Consider the following 17,759-nt stretch of genomic DNA (forward strand, 5'->3'; position numbering starts at 1 on the left):
TTGCTAGCAGGGGCGCCGAAGGCGTCCGCTGCCTTGCCTTGTTATACCTTCAATCAGCTTCAAGCCTGAAGTCTGCCTTAGCTCCAACGACGCCGATGTAGGATCGCAGATTCAGGATGCCGGTTTGGTATTCATGCGACGCCCCAACGCCCGGCTGCTCCACACGTAACAGACCGTCTTCGTTCACCGAAATAATGATTTTAATGTCCAGTTTAAATGGCACGCCGTGAAAGAGCGTTCTGGTAAAAACAAGCTCATCACCTTCTATGTAGCGATGTCCAAGAACAAGGTCACCGCCGCCACTCTTCTGAAAAATGAACACCTGGAACTCAGCGCCCGTGTCGACGTCAATTGCACCAACAAACGCCATTGGTGCCCAGCTTTCCGATGAGGGATCGGTTGAAACGACATGGAAATCGTACTCAACACCTCGACTTTTTATTTCCTCATTTCCGATTAGCTTGTATATCTCGCCAGGATCAGAGGATATAACTTTGCCAAAGGAAGCTGAGCATAAAACCATCAAAATCAAGAACGCAGCTATCCTTGTCATCGTGATCTTCCTGCCCTATGTGTATAACGCTGCGCTCACCGGCATTTTTGTAGCGAAGCGGAAAAAATGTCCGAGTGCAGCGCCTTGTTATGCCAACCTGCCTGCATATCTCACTTTACGGCTTTTCGAACAATAGTTTTCCAATCCACCAAATTGATTGGCCAAAATTGGATATTAATTGCTCTCCTTGCCGTAGAAATGAGTTGCTACTGTCAATCCCCGCGAGCTTTAACGCAACCCCAATCTTCGAGCTGGTAGGATGAGCATCACCTACTCGCATATCATAAGCTCCCGCAATTGGGCCAAATACTTTACGAGCTTTTTCGGGGCCCACCTTCTGAGCCAGCACATCCTCAAGGAGTTTATTTGAACCCAATTTATCCTTGTTTGAATGTGTTGAAAGCTTACGAAGCTCACGCACATCCAACCTATCGGAAAATATACGAACAAGTTCTTTTGCCAACCGTAGAAGAGATGCCTGATCCTTGCTGGCGAAACGAGATATATGCTTCATAGCTTCTAAGCGGTTGATGTCATGCGTGAAAAGCGGAACGTTAAAGACTTCACGAAAACCGTTTTCAAGCATAGCTATAACCTCGAAAAGAAGCTCTTCCACAGCATGGGTAGATGCCGGTTGAGCTTTTACTTGCGAATCCAATAACTCGCTTGAAACCTTCCCATCTGGAACGACATTATGAGCTGCCCAAATATGCTGCTCCCATGCAGGAAGGCGAGCTATGTCGTAAGCGTAAATGGTAATTAAATCCGAAGAGTTTATTCCAAAGTGAACCGAATACCCGGAAGTCGATTTGATGCAGCCAGTTTCTGCTGTATACCACCCAAGCGAAAATCCACGGAGATCAAGAAGTTCGTTAACAATGCTTGACCGAAACCACAACCATCTTCCAATGTCTTCACTATTTAATTCGGAAGACGCCAAACGAGTGCCATCGGTCTCCACTATAAACTGAGGCAGGTTTTTATCTGCATCTCCTCTTACGCGCGTGCTAATCCCTTGATGATCTATCCATTCATCTCGCCAGAACTCCCCCTCCACTCTGACACCTTCATAGCCACCTTTGTGTCCTCGGGAGCTTTCATAATCGGTGTTTTCGTTGGTTTCTGGCCCCATCACGGGAGCATCTTCATCTTCGTCTACATCAGTTCGCCAAGCGCGGAACATCGCCCAGCTTCCGCCAAAAACGTCATTGATGTCGCGAATCAGTAGTTCATATCGACCACCATCTCGATCTTCTTGATGACTCTCTAAACCCGCATATTGGCTAGTTTCAAGAGCGGTTACATTTTCCACTCTTTGACGGTAGTAGGAGAGTCGTAACGCCAAGTTCCTAGCTGCTAAGTAATCAAGCAAGTATTCTCTCTTAATTTCGATCAGGCGCTGCTCGCCGTTCTCATCGAGAATCTCACGAGCGACAACTACAAAATTCTCCTCAGGTCTGACCCAATGAGCGCCCTCTTTTATGAGGCGGAGAGCTGAAACAAGATCAGGGTTCAATAACCATTGTCTTCCACCGACTACTGGTAGAGGCAATTCCAAGACCAAATGAACACCTATCGGTTCTTTATCGTTATATTGATATTCATCAATTGCCGAGTAGAACCCTGTAGTGGTCAACTAATCCCGGACAGTGATTTAGGTTTTTCTTCTGCCACCGCAGGGGCGATTCCGCCGTTGTAGCTGTGTGGCCTGTGGTGATTGTAGTAACCCATCAGATAGTCACCGATATCTTTCTTTGCTTCAGGCAAGTTGCGGTAGCCCATTGTCGGCACCCATTCTGACTTCAGGCTACGGAACAGCCTTTCCATTGGCGCATTATCCCAGCAGTTGCCCCGCCGGCTCATGCTTTGCTGCATCCGATAGCGCCACAACCGCTGCCGGAACATGCGACTGGCATATTGGCTGCCCTGATCCGAGTGGAACATGACTTTCTCAGGCTGACCTCGTTGCTCCCAGGCATGATCCAGGGCCTTCACCACCAGATCTGCATCCGGGTGGCTGGAGATGGCCCAGCCCACAACTCGCCGGGCGTAGAGATCCAGCACGACAGCCAGGTAACTCCAGCCTTTCCCCGTCCAGATATAGGTGATATCTCCACACCACACCTGATTCGGGGCTGCCACCGTAAACTCTCGATCCAGATGGTTCGGTATATCGGGCCGCTCTACTGTCGCCTGCTTGTAAGCATGAGGCCCGGGCTGCTTGCAGACCAGCCCGAGTTCACGCATAAGACTGCGTACCTTGAAACGGCCAATTTCCTCCCCCTGCTCATTGAGGAGCCCTTGTATCGTACGGCTTCCCGCCGAGCTGCGACTCTGATTGAATAAGCAGTTCACTTTGGCTTTCAAGGCTACCCTCTCCGCATCAATACGACGGCACCGCTTACGGTGTTCGTAGTAACAGGAACGATGCACATTAAACGCTGAACAGACCAATTCCACAGGCTCTTGCTCACTTAATTGGTCAATCAGCGCGTACGATTCCAGTCGTCCGACATCAAGAGAGCAGTAGCCTTTTTTAGAATGTTCTTCTCCCGTTCCAGGCGCTCACACCGAGCCTCACCGAGCCTCAAGCTCCTGTATCCGGCGCTGTTCCGGGGTAAGAGCCTTGCCTTTGGGGGTAACACCTTGGCGTTCAGCCTCAAGCTGCTTGACCCAGCGCCGCAGCGCGCTCTCAACTACACCAAGCGATGTGCTGGCTTGGGGAACAGTGTAGCCTTGATCCAACACCAAGCTGGCGGCTTCCTGCTTGAACTCAGGAGTAAAGGAACGTCGTTTTCTGGTCATCTGACACCTCGATTAAGGTGGTAACTTTACCACCTACGTTGGTGTCCGGATTCATTAGACCACTACACCCATCTTCGTATGCGTAAGGGCCAATTGTCTTGCTAAGACCGATATCACCCCAACTCAATTTATCGGCGATTTCACGGTTTTCTGGTGAAAATGCAACGGACCCACAGCCAAAAAACTCGTTGCTGTAGCCTAAATTTTTAACGTTGCCGTGCTCGTTATCTACAGCCGCCCTCAAAGGCACCCAAGTCGATTTAGAAAATGCACGACGGGTTTCTTTCTTTTGGAGGATCCAATCTTGATCCATTTGTGATTAGTCTCCTTAGGCATAACGCTAGCAGCAGGCGCGCGACGTCAGGAGCGTCGCTTGCCTGCAATTGTTAGCACTTTTGCTTGATTTCATAACGCAGTCTTCTGATAACAAAATGGAGTTCAAGCTGCTCACAAAGGTATTCGTCTATAACTCCAAAATCAGAATACTGGCTAATATTGAAGCCTTCTTCTATGTCGTTGTACCAGATCACTCTAGCTCCCAAAATCCCGACCACGAAAAAGCCTCCACCGTGGCGCCCCCATGGGTCAAGCCGCCACTTAATTGGTGCAATTTTTACTCGATTCCACAACTCTCGTTCTTCTGGCTCCATACACCAATAGTGTGTATCAATGAGATCATTGAGTTCTTTTAAAGGAATTGGAGTCCACTTCATGCTCATATCTTTTTTGGATGCTAACGCCTAGCACAGCCGCCGAAGGTCGGCATGCTGCTACTTGTTAGCAGCATCTTTGCTGCGCATGAACTGCATACTATACGCACCTGCCACACCTCCAGTGACACCGAGGAGCGCATAGAAACCCATAATGGCTATATCGAACTTCGATACTGTCGAGAGCCCTATCCCTGCGGCAGCACCAGCGAACCCTCCAAGCAAGAGAAACCACTTTGAGCGAATACCAGTGCTCAACACCATCTCAGCCGCAATTGATATGAGAACAGCAGGCGTCAGCATTAGGATTAAGGAAAAGCCGACGATGCTTGCGACCACTTCCGGCCAAGCTGACCATCGTTGCTCCGAAATTAGTAGCGCCATGATGAGCAATGCATCAACAACCACTATTGGGACTAGCGCCCCCACAACCACCCTTCCAAACACCCCATCAATTCCCTTTCTTGCTAACGCCCGCCATCATGCGCTTGTCGCATGCATGGCATTGTTAAGAATTATCCTCTTTGCCGAATAGTGCTCTATTACGAACAAAAACAACTACTGCAAATACTATAAAGCCCAGCCCCATGAGGAACGGCAAGCTCATAACACCGCCTCTTGAGTAGTAACCAAACCCAGAGAACAAAATCCCCATGAACAGATAAAGCACTGGTGCTATCACCGTATTTGCTGGTGCCGCTGCATACACCTTCGCATTCTTCTCAATAATCATATTCATCGCTTCAACTTGATTCTCATGCTTACCCTTGCAGGCGAGACCATGGTTCAAGTCAGCAGCGCAGCTTGAGCAAATCCCCTTGCTACAACACTTACATGTACCCACTGCTGATGTGCCTGGGTGGTTAAAGCAATCCATATCTCCCCCTGATTCTTAACGCCCGCCTCAGCCGCCGAAGTTCGGCCTGAAGGCCCTTGTTAAATAGAACTTACAACTTACTTAAGGAACCTCTGAAAAACTCCCCGACTTTGCCATAATCAGGGCTTTCTATCAGCCACTTTCCGGGAATGCCATGAGCCAGCTGACTTTTGCCGAAGCCGAATATGAACACAAGAAGCGCAAGACCCGGCGGGAAGTGTTCCTTGAGAAGTTGGATCAGTTGCTACCCTGGAAGGCGCTGGAGTCCACGATTGCGGTCTATTACGCCTCCGGTAGCACTGGCCGGCCGCCGTATCCGCTCTCCAGCATGCTGCGCATTCATGTCATGCAGATCATCTACAACCTGAGTGATCCGGCGATGGAAGATGCCTTGTATGAGATCGAGTCTATGCGCCGTTTCGCAGGGATTCGGCTCTCTCGGGTTCCTGATGAGACAACGATCCTGAACTTCCGGCACCTGCTGGAGCAGCACACTCTTGGCAAGAAGCTGTTCAAGAAGATCAACCGTCAGTTGGCACGACATGGCCTGATGGTTCGGGAAGGCAGCATCGTTGATGCGACGATTATCGAAGCGCCCAGCTCGACGAAGAACAAAGGTAAGGCTCGTGATCCGGAGATGCACCAGACCAAGAAAGGCAATCAATGGCACTTTGGCATGAAGTGCCATATTGGCGTCGATGACACGGTGGGTCTGATTCATAGCCTTGCCACTACCGCCGCGAATGAGCATGACCTGACGGCATCAGACCAGCTTTTGCATGGCAAAGAGAAACGTGTCTGGGGAGACGCGGGTTATTGCGGTATCGAGAAACGCGAAGAGCACAAGAACCGTAAAGTGGATTGGTTTATCGCTGAGCGTCCTGGTAAGCGCTCCACGATGTCGAAGGTTGCGCTGGAATGCGAAACCATCAAAGCCAGCGTACGTGCCAAAGTGGAACATCCCTTCCGAGTGATCAAAGGCATGTTCGGTTACAGCAAGGTTCGCTACCGGGGTCTGGCGAAAAATACCAACCGGCTCTATCTCCTGGCGGGGCTGCACAACCTGTTGAGGGTGAAACGGGTGCTGCTGCCCTAGGGGCAGTGCGCCTGATTGCCGCTAAAGTGCGGCAATCAGGCGAAAAAATGAACACTCAAGAGTGAATTGTGGCCTGAATTTGATGGCAGAAGCCTGTTGATCATCGTAAAGGCGAAAAAAGCGAGTTATTCAGACCTTCCTTAACGCGGTTAAAAATAATTCTTGCAGCCAGAAACAACGCATCTACAGACTTGAAAACCACTATAACGGTTAATGGCGCCTCTAAAATGCACAATGAGAAAAGCATAACCACTCTATGCGCCGGTTGATCCCTAACCACAGTATCAGCCTCAAAACCCAACAGCGTTGCAGTTACAGATATGAGCAATGCATAGCCTACACCCATCAAAATCGCTTTTATGAAATTAACGAGAACAGATAAATAACCGTAGCCTTCGTTCAAAAAATACTGCCTATATCAATTTCATTTAACGCCTCAAACACCGGCTTGGTGAAGTTGGCGGCTTTCTTGGGACAAAAAAGGTGACAGCTTTACCAAGTCCGTGTGCTTTGACTTGTTACATTTTGACGGTGAAGCCATTGCTGATTACCTCAAGCTGCCCGCAACCATTAAAATTGAATTTGTAGTGCTTGTACTCTTCTTGTGAGCCAATTTCGCCTTGTCGTATATGCTCTGCTAGCCATTCAGACTCGTTAATAATATGGCACCTATCGTATTCTTCGCCTTCAATGAAGGTTTCGATCATTTGCCATTTAAATGCAACAATATCTGAAAAAAACACTTCACGCGGATTTTCTTGCCAATCTTTAAATTTAAGGACTAAGTCTCCCTCATCCATATTGATGTCTGGGAAGCCAGCATCCGCGGTTGAAAACCCTGGTTCTATTATTTCTGCTCTTTCCATGCTCGATCTATTTTGAAATGTAACGCCAAACTCAGCGGACTAATTGAGCGCAGCGAAATTTGATCCGCTGCAGTTTCTTGTTAGGGAGCAGTTATTAAGACCACCAAAAGATACATGACAAACAATAACACCCCCACAGGCAGAAGCACCCTTACCCTTTTCGCATATGTGACAGCCATTGGCGAGCTCAACTCTTCAATCTTGGAACTATAAATAATCTTTATGAGCTTAACCTGGACATTAGGATCTCCATATCTCGGCAAACCTGTGCAGAAAATACTTAGTGACGATTGAGCTTCCAGCCACTCAGGCTTCTCCTTCTCAACAATGCGGAAAAATCGCACAGCCGAATATATATGCAACAGAACTATGCAGGAAAAAACCACCGCCCAAAACTGGATAATGAGCTCCAACATCTCTTGACCCTAACAGTGTATTCAATTGCAGATGCGATATAACACTTTGCTGTATATCCCTTATCAACGCCGACTCAAGAACCACATTAAATCGACAACAAACCAGCAACTTACCCTGAATCGCCACCAGTTCTCTAGACACTTCCCTGCCGTTCTTGGTGACGCTTTTCATACTCTACCGGTGACAGCTTTTCATTAGAACCATGGCGTCGACGGTTGTTATAGAACATCTCGATATAATCAAAAATATCTGCCCGGGCCGCGTCCCGACTGCTGTAAATCTTTCGCTTTATTCTCTCCCGCTTCAACAGCTGGAAGAAGCTCTCAGCAACAGCATTGTCGTGGCAGTTACCGCGCCGACTCATACTCCCCTCCAGCTCATGCGCCTTCAGAAACGAGTCCCAGTCGTGGCTGGTGTATTGGCTTCCTTGGTCGGAGTGAACAACCACCTTGCCCTCAGGCTTGCGACGCCAGACCGCCATCAGCAGCGCATCCAGCGCCAGTTCCTTGGTTATCCTGGATTGCATTGACCAACCGATCACCCGTCTTGAGAACAGATCTAGAACAACCGCCAGATACAGCCAGCCTTCATGTGTGCGGATATAGGTAATATCCGTTACCCAGCTCTCGTTCGGGGCTTGCGGATTGAACTGGCGCTGAAGGATATTCGGTGTCACCTTGTGCAGCTCCCCAGCCCTATGGCGTGGTTTACGATACCCCACCTGCGCTCGTATTCCTGCGTGGCGCATCAGGCGGTGGACTCGATTGGGCCCGCATCGCTCGCCATACTCGCGCAGATCGGTATGAACCTTCCGGTAGCCATACACGGCCCCGGATTCCAGCCAGAACTGCTTGATCAGCCCGGACAGGCGCTCGTCCTCGATTGCACGAGCTGAACGAGGCTGTCTCTGCCAGGCGTAAAAGCCACTGGGGTGAACGTCCAACAGAGAACACAGTGAGCGGATTGGCCACCGCTCGCTGTGCTCCTGAATGAAGGCGTACCTCAATCGGACTGACTGGCGAAGTACGCCGCGGCTTTTTTTAGGATGTCTCGCTCTTCGGTAACGCGCTTGAGCTCTTTCTGGAGCCGGCGAATCTCGGCTTGGTCATCTGCATTGGCCTGATGCTGCTCGGAATCCGGGCCAAACTTCCTGATCCAGGCGTACAGGCTATGGGTGGTGACGCCGAGTCGGTCAGCCACTTGGGCCACACTGTGACCACGATCCGTCACCTGGCGAACCGCCTCAATCTTGAATTCTTCGGGATAGCGTTTGCTACTCATAGATACCTCTCTGATTGCCATTTTGGATGGCTGAAAGGTGTCTAGCAAACTGGTGGCGATTCACCCTACATCCGGGAATCACTCTCAACAGACTTTTCTTGCACTTGCGTGTTGAACGGGAAATTTTGTTCGGACTTTTCTTGCAGCCCCAAAACTGAAAATTCACTCTATCTCAGCCACTTACAAAAATATGTAAGCCATATCCTACATATTCAACTTGCGCGCGGGTGAAAAACGGCGCTGGCGCTCTGCGGGTGAGCATCTGGATTCCCGGGGTCTGAGCTATTTCGCCATGCGAGCATGGCTCCAACGGTGGGCGGGGATGGGCTGGTTGGTGAAGGCAACTATGGTGATTGCGTTGAGTGGCGTGGGCGCCGCCCCAGGGGAGCGCCGTCTCCCCGCCTCTTCGCCTTGCGAGCAAGGCTCCAACAGTGGGGGTCTGTGGGTTACAATGGCGGGCTTATGTCCCGCTATCGATCATTACGAGGTTCCCATGCCGCAGTATCGCTCCCGTACCACCACCCATGGCCGTAACATGGCCGGCGCCCGTGCCCTGTGGCGCGCGACGGGCATGAAGGACGGGGACTTCGGTAAACCGATTATTGCCATCGCCAACTCCTTTACCCAGTTCGTGCCCGGGCACGTGCACCTGAAGGACATGGGCCAACTGGTGGCCGGTGAAGTGGAGAGGGCTGGCGGCATCGCCAAGGAATTCAATACCATTGCGGTGGATGACGGCATCGCCATGGGCCACGACGGCATGCTCTACTCCCTGCCCAGCCGCGACATCATTGCCGATTCCGTGGAGTACATGGTCAACGCTCACTGCGCCGATGCGCTGGTGTGCATTTCCAACTGCGACAAGATCACTCCCGGCATGCTGATGGCCGCCATGCGCCTGAACATCCCGGTGATCTTCGTGTCCGGCGGCCCCATGGAAGCGGGCAAGACCAGGCTGGCCGAGGGCAAGCTGGATCTGGTGGACGCCATGGTGATGGCCGCCGATGACAGCGTGGACGAAGCCACCCTGAACGAAGTGGAGCGTTCCGCCTGCCCCACCTGCGGCTCCTGCTCCGGCATGTTCACCGCCAACTCCATGAACTGCCTGACCGAGGCGCTGGGCCTGTCCCTGCCGGGGAACGGCTCCCTGTTGGCCACCCATGCGGATCGCCGTGAGCTGTTCCTGGAAGCCGGTCGTCGCATCGTCGATGTGGCCAAGCTGTACTACGAGCAGGATGTGGAGGCAGTTCTGCCGCGCAATATCGCGTCCTTCAAGGCCTTCGAGAACGCCATGAGCCTGGATATCGCCATGGGCGGCTCCACCAATACCGTGCTGCACTTGCTGGCCGCCGCCCTGGAAGGCGAAGTGGACTTCACCATGGCCGATATCGACCGCCTGAGCCGCAAGGTGCCCTGCCTGTCGAAAGTGGCCCCGGCCACCCAGAAGTACCATATGGAAGACGTGCACCGGGCCGGTGGCGTGATGGGCATTCTCGGCGAACTGGACCGGGCCGGCTTGCTGCACCGGGACATTCCCATGGTGCACTCCGCCAGCGTGGCGGAAGCGCTGGAGCACTACGACATCATGCGCACCAGCGACGAAGGTGTGAAAAAAATGTTCACCGCCGGCCCGGCGGGGATTCCCACCCAGACCGCGTTCAGCCAGGACACCCGCTGGGACAGCCTGGATGATGACCGGGAAAACGGCTGTATCCGCAACTACGAGAACGCCTACAGCAAGGACGGCGGCCTGGCGGTGTTGTATGGCAACATCGCCGAGCGCGGCTGCATCGTGAAGACCGCCGGGGTGGACGAGTCCATCCTGACCTTTACCGGCCGTGCCCGGGTGTTCGAATCCCAGGATTCCGCCGTGCGCGCCATTCTCGGCGACCAGATCGTGGCCGGGGACGTGGTGGTGATTCGTTATGAAGGGCCGAAAGGTGGCCCGGGCATGCAGGAAATGCTCTACCCCACCAGCTACCTGAAATCCAAGGGGCTGGGCAAGCAGTGCGCCCTGCTCACCGATGGTCGTTTCTCCGGCGGCACCTCCGGCCTGTCCATCGGCCACGCCTCTCCGGAAGCGGCGGAAGGTGGCGCCATTGCGCTGGTGGAAGAAGGCGACACCATCGCCATCGACATCCCCAACCGCACCATTAACCTGGACATTTCCGATGAGGAACTGGCCCACCGCCGCAGCAAGATGGAAGCCCGCGGCAAGCTGGCCTACAAGCCCATGGAAATGCGCCCACGCCGGGTGTCCACCGCCCTGAAAGCCTATGCGGCCCTGACCACCAGCGCCGACCGCGGCGCCGTGCGAGATCTCAGCCAGCTCAACAAATAACGGACCAGGGCGGCTTTCGAGCCGCCCTTTTGTTGTGTCCCCTTTCTCGCCCGACATCCATGACCGCTGCCGCACCCCGGTAGACAGGGTGTTGCCACGCGGCGCTTTCTGAACAAGTATCGTAGGAACCTTGACCGGACCCGACGCATTTTCCCGTCGGCGATCCCGGTCTGTGCCCACGACGAGGAGCACTCTGTTAATGAGTCTGACACAACGTTTGATGCCACTGGTGGCCAAGCTGATCACCAGTGAGCGCCTGCAACAATGGCGACGGGCCTTTCGTGAATCGCGCCGCAAGCTGCAACGACGCCCTCATCAGGCGGTGTTCTACTTCCGCATTGATGACCCCTACTCGGTGTTGATGGCCCAGGTACTGCCCCGCTTTGCCCGTCACTTCGGCATCATCATTACCCCCCGGGTCATGCTGTACCTGGATCAGCAGATGTACCCGGCGGCGGACATGCTGGAAGAGCTGGCCCCCCGCGACGCCACCCAGCTGGCACGCCTGCACGAGCTGGACTTTCCCCACCACTGGCAACTGCCGCCCCGGGAAGTGAGCCTGGCGGCCACCCGCTGCCTGCTCAAACACGAGGGCGACGAGCGCTTCTGGAGCCTGGCTGCGGCCCTGGCCGATGCCCTGTGGCGCAACGACCACGACAAGCTGGAAGAACTGCTGACCGAACACGGCCAGATGCCCGCCGACCGGGCCCAGCTGGCCCTGGAAGCGCGCGCCGCGACCAGTTCCTCAAGGACGGCCACTATCTCACCGGCACCCTGCACTACGAGGGTGAGTGGTACTGGAGCGTGGAACGGCTGGACCACCTGGCCCACCGCCTCAACGACCTGGGGCTGGGCAGCGCGGACTGGCCGCTGCCCTACGGCCGCGCCAAGCGCGCCCGCCTGAAAGATGTGCCAGAGGGCCTGAAAGGCAAACCGCTGGTGATGTTCTTCTCCTTCCGCAGCCCCTACTCCTATCTGGCCCTGGCCCGCACCTACGCCATGGCGGACCACTACGGCCTGAACCTGAAAATCCGCCCGGTGCTGCCCATGGTCATGCGCGGGCTCTCGGTCCCCAAGGCCAAGCGTTTCTACATTCTCAAGGACGCCGCCCGGGAAGCCCGCCTGCACAAGGTACCGTTTGGCAAGGTGTGCGATCCGGTGGGCCCCGGTGTGGAACGCTGCATGGCCATCTGGCCTTTCGCCGAAAAGGAAGGCCGCCTGCGTGAATGGCTGCGTGCCGCCGCCACCGGCATCTGGAGCCAGGGCATCAATGCCGCCACCGACAACGGCCTGAAATTCCTGGTGGAAAATGCCGGCCTGGACTGGAACCGGGCCCGCCGCTGGCTGGATGACGACAGCTGGCGCGACCGCGCCGAAGACAACCGCAACGTCATGATGGAAGCCGGCAGCTGGGGCGTCCCCAGCTTCCTGACCGAAAACACCATGGTCTGGGGCCAGGATCGTTTTGCGGTGATCGAGGCATGCCTGCTAGCCTCACAGGCCGACGACAAAGACTGAGATAACCTCACCTGCATTTCCGTAGGAGCGGCGCTCGAGCCGCGAAGTCGTTTCCGAAAATTTCTCTGGACGCTTCGCGGCTCAAGCGCCGCTCCTACGGCATATAAAAACCACGGAGAGAACATAATGACCCTTGCCTACTGGTGCGTGCTTGCCGCCATTTTCCTGCCTTACCTGAATACGGCTCTGGCCAAGTTCCAGGGCGGCTTCGGCCCCAAACAGAACCATAACCCCCGGGAATTCCTGGAAACCCTGGAGGGCAGCCGCAAGCGTGCCCACTGGGCGCAGCAGAACAGCTTCGAGGTGACCCCCGCCTTTGCCGCAGCCGTGATCATTGCCCATCTTGCGCAAACCGCCCCGCAGGGCACCATCGACGGCATCGCCCTGGCCTTTGTGGTCAGCCGGGTCATGTACACCGTCTGCTATATCGCCGACTGGGCCAGCGCCCGCACCCTGGTATGGGCCTTCGGCATGGGTTGTATCGTGGCGCTGTTCGTGGGCGTTGGAGCATAACGAGAAGGCAATTGATAATTGAGAATGGATAATTGATAACTTAAAACCCTGAAAACCACTGCCAATCCTCACTGGAGGTGGTTTTCGTTATCAATTCTCAATTTTCCATTATCAATTCATCATTCGTGCCCCAGACCTGCACCATCTCCGTCAACGGCAAGGCGTCTTTCCCCTGCCGCTCGGACCAGACCATCGTCGAGGCCGGCCAACAGGCCGGCTTCGGCTTTCCGGTGGCCTGTCGCAATGGTGTCTGTGAGCGCTGCATGGGCACGCTTCAACGCGGACACGTTCAGCAAAGAAACCACACCATTCATGCGGGCGATGCCGACAGCTCCCGGGTGTTATACTGCGTCGCCCAACCATTCAGCGATTGCGAGATAGATGTGCCCGAGGTGACCGTTCCCGGCGAACTGCCAAGCCACGACGTCAACTGCCAGATTCAGCAGATTGAAGCGCTCAACCATGACGTGAGCCGGGTCTGGTTGCAGCTGCCCGCCGGCAAGCGGGTGCAGTGGCATGCCGGGCAATACATGATGCTCAACCTGAACGGCGAGGGCTTCCCCTTTTCCATCGCCAACCACTGCGATGGCCGCCGCCTGGAGCTACACATCCGCCATGGCGACGACAACAGTGCCGCCCAGGACATCATGGCTTACCTGGAGTCAGCCAGCACCGTCAGCGCCACCCTGCCCGCCGGCCTGCGCTTTATCGACAGCGCCCCGGAGCAGCCGGTGTGGTTTATCTGTGGCTCCACCGGGTTTGCCCCGGTAAAGGCCATGGTAGAGCGCCTTATCGCCCTGGATTTTGAGCAGCCGGTGCGCCTGTTCTGGGGCGCACGCACCCCGGAGGACCTCTATCTGCCGGCTCTGCCTGCCCAGTGGAAAACCGCTCTCAAGGACTTCGATTTCACCACCTCCCTGTCCGACATCCGTCACCCGGACCACGCCGAAGGCCTGGTGCATGAAGCAGCGCTGGCGGCCCTGAACGAACCGGAGTTACCGCTGTTCTACCTGGGCGGCTCGCCTCCCATGGCATGGGCGGTATTCGATGCGCTGGTGGAAGAAGGCGTACCCGCAGGCAATATTCACTGCGACGTGTTCGATTACGCGCCCAGGGATTAGTTAGCCGCAAGCTTCAAGCGACAAGCTGCAACGCGGGTTGAGCCCGTGCTAATCGACAAGGCCTGGACCCCGCGCAGCAAGCTTGGTTGGTCATGCCGCATCGAGTATCCGCTACGAATCGCGGCCAAAACGTGGCCGGACTGGCAACAACCGGGCCCGCGTTGTAGCTTGTAGCTTGCTGCTTGAAGCTTTACATCAAGGAAGGGATGCGATGGCGCAGGATTCACCGCCCACGGTGCGCAACCAGACATTGCTTCTGCCCTGCCACGAGTGCGACCTGGTCTGCGAGGTAGACCTTCGCCAGAATAGTGGCTGGCTGCAATGCCCCCGCTGCCGGCACCCACTGATGCGCCAGGCACAAAGCGACCAGCTGACGCCGGCACTGGCGTTCACCTCCCTGATCCTGCTCGGCCTGTCCTTGCTGTTTCCCTACATCGGTTTCGAAAAGAGTGGCATCGAGCGAGCCATGACGGTCACCGACGCGGCCTGGGAACTGGCGGTCTATCACCACCCGGCGCTGGCCGTCATTGTCATTGCCACCATCATCGTCATCCCGGCCCTCTACCTGCTGTCGATCTGCTGGATACATCTGAGCCTGGCAGCGCCCCGCCATCTACCCGGCAGCCTGTTGCTGGCCCGCTGGCTGCCGCGCATGCAGCCCTGGATGATGGCAGACGTGTTTGCCATCGCCGCCCTGGTGAGCCTGGTGAAGATCGTCGCCATGGCTCATATCCAGCTACTCTCCGCCTTCTGGACCTTTTCCGGCTACGCCCTGTTATTGCTGATTACCGTCACCCGCATGAATACCGTCAGCCTGTGGCAACGCCTCCTGGGCAATCTGCAGCAACCCGCCACCACCCGCAGCGGGCTCACCGCCCGCACCCAGGGGCTGATCGGCTGCCAGCGCTGCGGGCAGTTGCAAGCCCGGGGCAACCACCATTGCCACCGCTGCCACAGCAGCCTTCACGACCGCCATCCGCTGACTTTACAACGGGTCTGGGCACTGCTAATCACCGCCATTCTGTGCTGCTTTCCGGCCCACCTGTTTCCGATCATGACCACCACCAGCCTGGGCCAGAACGAGCCTTCCACCATCATTGCCGGCGTCATGCTGTTTCTGCGCCATGGCGACTGGCCCATCGCCCTGATCATCTTTTCCGCCAGCGTGCTGGTGCCGTTCGGCAAAATTCTCGCCTTGGGCTGGCTATGCATTGCCAGCCGCCGGCGCGACACCCTGGACATGAAAAACCAGATGGCGCTCTATCGGATCACCGAATGGGTGGGGCGCTGGTCCATGATCGATGTGTTCGTGGTGGCCATCATTGTCGCCCTGTTCCAGATGGGCAATATTCTTACCGTTACCCCGGGCGTAGGTGGCGTGGCCTTTTCCGCCGTGGTGATATTTACCATGCTGGCCGCCCACCAGTTTGACCCGCGCCTGATCTGGGACCAGCAGCAGCTGGCCCACAACCGCCAACTGGAGCAGCAGCCTTGAGTGACAATGCCCAAGCCGAACCTCGCCGCACCCGGCTTTCCGCCGTCTGGCTGATCCCGCTTGCGGCCGCCCTGATCGGCCTGTGGCTGGTGTTCAGTTATCTGTCCAGCCAGGGGCCGGTGATCACCCTGACACTGGCGGATGCGGAAGGTATCAACGCCGGCAAGACGCCGGTAAAAACCCGCAACGTGCAGGTCGGTCTGGTGGAAAGTGTGCGGCTGTCCGATGACATGAGCCACACCCTGCTCACTGTCCAGATGCAATCGGATACCGAGCGCATGCTGGCCAGGGACACCCGCTTCTGGGTAGTCAAACCCCGTATCAGCCGGGAAGGGGTGAGTGGGCTGAATACGGTGTTGTCCGGCTCCTACATCGAGCTGATGCCCGGCGAAAGCAACAAGAAGGGCAAACGCTTCCAGGTGCAGGACACCCCGCCCCCGGAGACCACCGGCGCCGGCCTGTTCCTGAAGCTGGTCAGCGAAGCGGGCACTAATGTGGACGTGGGTGACCCGGTAAACTTTCGCAGCCTGAAGGTGGGCCGGGTAGTGGAAACCCGCTTCAACGCCGCCGACAAACGCTTCCACCACCGTATCTTTATCCAGAAACCCTATGACGTGCTGGTCTCGGACAGCAGCCGTTTCTGGCAGGCCAGTGGCCTGGGGTTCCAGCTTGATGCACGGGGTTTTCAGGCCCAGATCCACTCTCTGGAAGCCCTGATCGGCGGCGGCATCACCTTCGCGGTGCCCGATGGCAACATGCGGGCCGGCGACCCGGTGAAAGACGAGCGGGAATTCATCCTGCACAACGACGAGGAAAGCGCGCGCCGGGCACTGTATACCGACACCCTGGATTATGTGCTGCTGGTGGAACGCAGTGTGCGAGGCCTGAAAAGTGGCGCCCCGGTGGAGTATCGGGGCATCCGCGTGGGCACGGTGGAACAGGTGGCCTGGGGCTTTGGACAGACCGGCCCGTCCACCATCAGCAGCGCACCGATTCCGGTGCTGATCCGCCTGGAGCCCCAGCGCATCACTCACCACAACCACGAAGACACCGCACGCTGGCGAGAAGAAATTGATCGCATGATTGGTGATGGTCTGCGCGCCAGCCTGAAACCGGGCAACCTGCTCACCGGCTCCCTGTTCGTGGACCTGGATTTCCACCCGGAGAGTCCCGCCGGCAACAGCGGCGAACGCTATGCTGACGTGGCGGTTTTCCCCACGGTCGACAGCGGCGGCATCAGCAAGATCGAAGACCAGATCCAGCAGTTGCTGGACACCTTCAACAACCTGCCCCTGGAATCCATTGCCGGCAACCTGAACCGCAACCTGGATAACCTGGCCGGCACCACCCAGCGGCTTGAAGCGCTGCTGGCCGACCCGGCACTCAATGCCCTGCCGGAACGGCTTACCGGCACCCTGGGCGCCCTGGAAGGCACCCTGCAAGGCTGGCAGACCGACGGCGACGGCTACCAGCAACTGCAAGGGACCTTGCAGAAACTGGATCGTCTGCTCAATGAGGCCGAACCGCTGCTGGATACACTCAACCAGCAACCCAATGCGCTGATCTTCCAGCGCCAGCCGGCCCCCGACCCGCAACCCAGAGGCACACGCTGATGAAATCGTTCTTCCTTACCGGCCTGCTGATCGCCCTGATGCCGTTGCTGAGTGCCTGTAGCCAAACCCCCTCGGCACCGCCACCGGATTACCTGCTACCCGGCGCCAGCCATAGCGGGCATAGCCCGCTACAGGTTCGCGTGAGCCTGGCCAGCTACCTGGACCAGGGCGGCATCGTGCTGCAACTGAGCGATACCGAACTGCACGTGGCCCGCCAGCATCGCTGGGCGGAACCACTGGGCGCGCAATTGCAGCGGGCACTGGCGGCGACGCTGGCAGGCCAGACCACGCTGCCGGAGCAAGGGAAACTGGATCTGCAACTGAGCCGCTTTCAGGGCGTACAGAGTGCGCAGGGCGACATAGCCATGATCACCGGCACCTGGCAATTCCGCGCAGAAGAACAAACCCGGCAGGGAAACATTGACTGGCAGGGGCCCATCAACGGCGAAGGGTACGCGGCGCTGGTTGAAGCCCTGGACCAGGGTTGGCAGGAAACCGCACAGACCATCACCCAGGCGTTGAAATAAACGGCGAAGGGACGAATTGTGGATAA

At 56.2% G+C, this 17,759-nt stretch carries 18 protein-coding genes and 1 pseudogene; 9 read left to right on the forward strand and 10 right to left on the reverse strand.

Going from position 1 to position 17,759, the window contains the following annotated elements:
• Positions 1-49: 49 nt before the first annotated feature.
• The 7 genes and pseudogenes from KZ772_RS09955 to KZ772_RS09985 form a co-directional block, all read right to left on the reverse strand.
• A complete protein-coding gene (locus tag KZ772_RS09955; RefSeq protein WP_290511012.1) occupies positions 50-553 on the reverse strand; it encodes a hypothetical protein in 504 nt (167 codons plus the stop codon).
• 115 nt (positions 554-668) lie between these two features.
• The gene (locus KZ772_RS09960) at positions 669-2,189 is read right to left on the reverse strand and encodes a hypothetical protein (protein ID WP_290536434.1); all 1,521 of its coding nucleotides are present in this window, start codon (positions 2,187-2,189) and stop codon (positions 669-671) included.
• Positions 2,186-3,358, reverse strand: a pseudogene (locus tag KZ772_RS09965) (IS3 family transposase). Before KZ772_RS09965 ends, KZ772_RS09960 begins: the two are co-directional and overlap by 4 nt.
• Positions 3,327-3,671, reverse strand: a complete 345-nt coding sequence (locus tag KZ772_RS09970) for a hypothetical protein (protein ID WP_290536435.1) — start codon at positions 3,669-3,671, stop codon at positions 3,327-3,329. The pseudogene KZ772_RS09965 and the gene KZ772_RS09970 overlap by 32 nt, the downstream one beginning before the upstream one ends.
• A gap of 73 nt (positions 3,672-3,744) precedes the next feature.
• Positions 3,745-4,071, reverse strand: coding sequence for a hypothetical protein (locus tag KZ772_RS09975; RefSeq protein WP_290536436.1), 327 nt, complete (start codon positions 4,069-4,071; stop codon positions 3,745-3,747).
• A 57-nt stretch (positions 4,072-4,128) separates the two neighbouring features.
• The gene (locus tag KZ772_RS09980; protein WP_290536437.1) at positions 4,129-4,476 is read right to left on the reverse strand and encodes a hypothetical protein; all 348 of its coding nucleotides are present in this window, start codon (positions 4,474-4,476) and stop codon (positions 4,129-4,131) included.
• Positions 4,477-4,576: 100 nt separating this feature from the next.
• The gene (locus tag KZ772_RS09985; protein WP_290536438.1) at positions 4,577-4,801 is read right to left on the reverse strand and encodes a hypothetical protein; all 225 of its coding nucleotides are present in this window, start codon (positions 4,799-4,801) and stop codon (positions 4,577-4,579) included.
• 298 nt (positions 4,802-5,099) lie between these two features.
• Here KZ772_RS09985 and KZ772_RS09990 point away from each other — a divergent pair, with 298 nt between their 5' ends.
• Positions 5,100-6,041 carry an IS5 family transposase gene (locus KZ772_RS09990; protein WP_064782570.1) on the forward strand — a complete coding sequence of 314 codons (942 nt, stop codon included), beginning with the start codon at positions 5,100-5,102 and terminating at the stop codon, positions 6,039-6,041.
• Positions 6,042-6,141: 100 nt separating this feature from the next.
• Here KZ772_RS09990 and KZ772_RS09995 read toward each other — a convergent pair whose 3' ends face one another.
• From KZ772_RS09995 to KZ772_RS10005, 3 genes are all read right to left on the reverse strand, one after another.
• Complete coding sequence (locus KZ772_RS09995) at positions 6,142-6,444, reverse strand: hypothetical protein (RefSeq protein ID WP_290536439.1); 303 nt, start codon at positions 6,442-6,444, stop codon at positions 6,142-6,144.
• Between the two features lie 115 nt (positions 6,445-6,559).
• Positions 6,560-6,907, reverse strand: a complete 348-nt coding sequence (locus KZ772_RS10000) for a hypothetical protein (RefSeq protein ID WP_290536440.1) — start codon at positions 6,905-6,907, stop codon at positions 6,560-6,562.
• A 550-nt stretch (positions 6,908-7,457) separates the two neighbouring features.
• Positions 7,458-8,605 (reverse strand): IS3 family transposase gene (locus KZ772_RS10005; protein WP_290536301.1). Its coding sequence is split into 2 segments (ribosomal slippage): positions 7,458-8,368 and positions 8,368-8,605, totalling 1,149 coding nucleotides; the frame shifts between segments, so codons are not numbered across the junction.
• A 493-nt stretch (positions 8,606-9,098) separates the two neighbouring features.
• On the opposite strand from KZ772_RS10005, the gene ilvD reads away from it, so the two are divergent.
• The 8 genes from ilvD to KZ772_RS10045 all read left to right on the forward strand — a co-directional run bounded on the left by ilvD (position 9,099) and on the right by KZ772_RS10045 (position 17,733).
• Positions 9,099-10,946, forward strand: coding sequence for a dihydroxy-acid dehydratase (gene ilvD / locus KZ772_RS10010; protein WP_290536441.1), 1,848 nt, complete (start codon positions 9,099-9,101; stop codon positions 10,944-10,946).
• A 199-nt stretch (positions 10,947-11,145) separates the two neighbouring features.
• On the forward strand, positions 11,146-11,850 hold the full coding sequence (locus KZ772_RS10015) for a hypothetical protein (RefSeq protein ID WP_290536442.1): 705 nt from the start codon (positions 11,146-11,148) through the stop codon (positions 11,848-11,850).
• The gene (locus KZ772_RS10020; protein WP_290536443.1) at positions 11,751-12,464 is read left to right on the forward strand and encodes a DsbA family protein; all 714 of its coding nucleotides are present in this window, start codon (positions 11,751-11,753) and stop codon (positions 12,462-12,464) included. Before KZ772_RS10015 ends, KZ772_RS10020 begins: the two co-directional genes overlap by 100 nt.
• Positions 12,465-12,590: 126 nt before the next feature.
• Entirely contained in the window at positions 12,591-12,977 is a 387-nt protein-coding gene (locus KZ772_RS10025; RefSeq protein WP_290536444.1) for an MAPEG family protein, read from the forward strand.
• 125 nt (positions 12,978-13,102) lie between these two features.
• A complete protein-coding gene (locus KZ772_RS10030) occupies positions 13,103-14,098 on the forward strand; it encodes a 2Fe-2S iron-sulfur cluster-binding protein (RefSeq protein ID WP_290536445.1) in 996 nt (331 codons plus the stop codon).
• A 211-nt stretch (positions 14,099-14,309) separates the two neighbouring features.
• Positions 14,310-15,593, forward strand: a complete 1,284-nt coding sequence (locus tag KZ772_RS10035; RefSeq protein WP_290536446.1) for a paraquat-inducible protein A — start codon at positions 14,310-14,312, stop codon at positions 15,591-15,593.
• Positions 15,590-17,206, forward strand: coding sequence for an intermembrane transport protein PqiB (pqiB, locus tag KZ772_RS10040; protein ID WP_290536447.1), 1,617 nt, complete (start codon positions 15,590-15,592; stop codon positions 17,204-17,206). The genes KZ772_RS10035 and pqiB overlap by 4 nt, the downstream gene beginning before the upstream one ends.
• Entirely contained in the window at positions 17,206-17,733 is a 528-nt protein-coding gene (locus KZ772_RS10045; protein ID WP_290536448.1) for an ABC-type transport auxiliary lipoprotein family protein, read from the forward strand. The genes pqiB and KZ772_RS10045 overlap by 1 nt, the downstream gene beginning before the upstream one ends.
• Positions 17,734-17,759: the final 26 nt, after the last annotated feature.

Source organism: Alcanivorax sp. (assembly GCF_019431375.1).
GTDB lineage: Bacteria > Pseudomonadota > Gammaproteobacteria > Pseudomonadales > Alcanivoracaceae > Alcanivorax > Alcanivorax jadensis_A.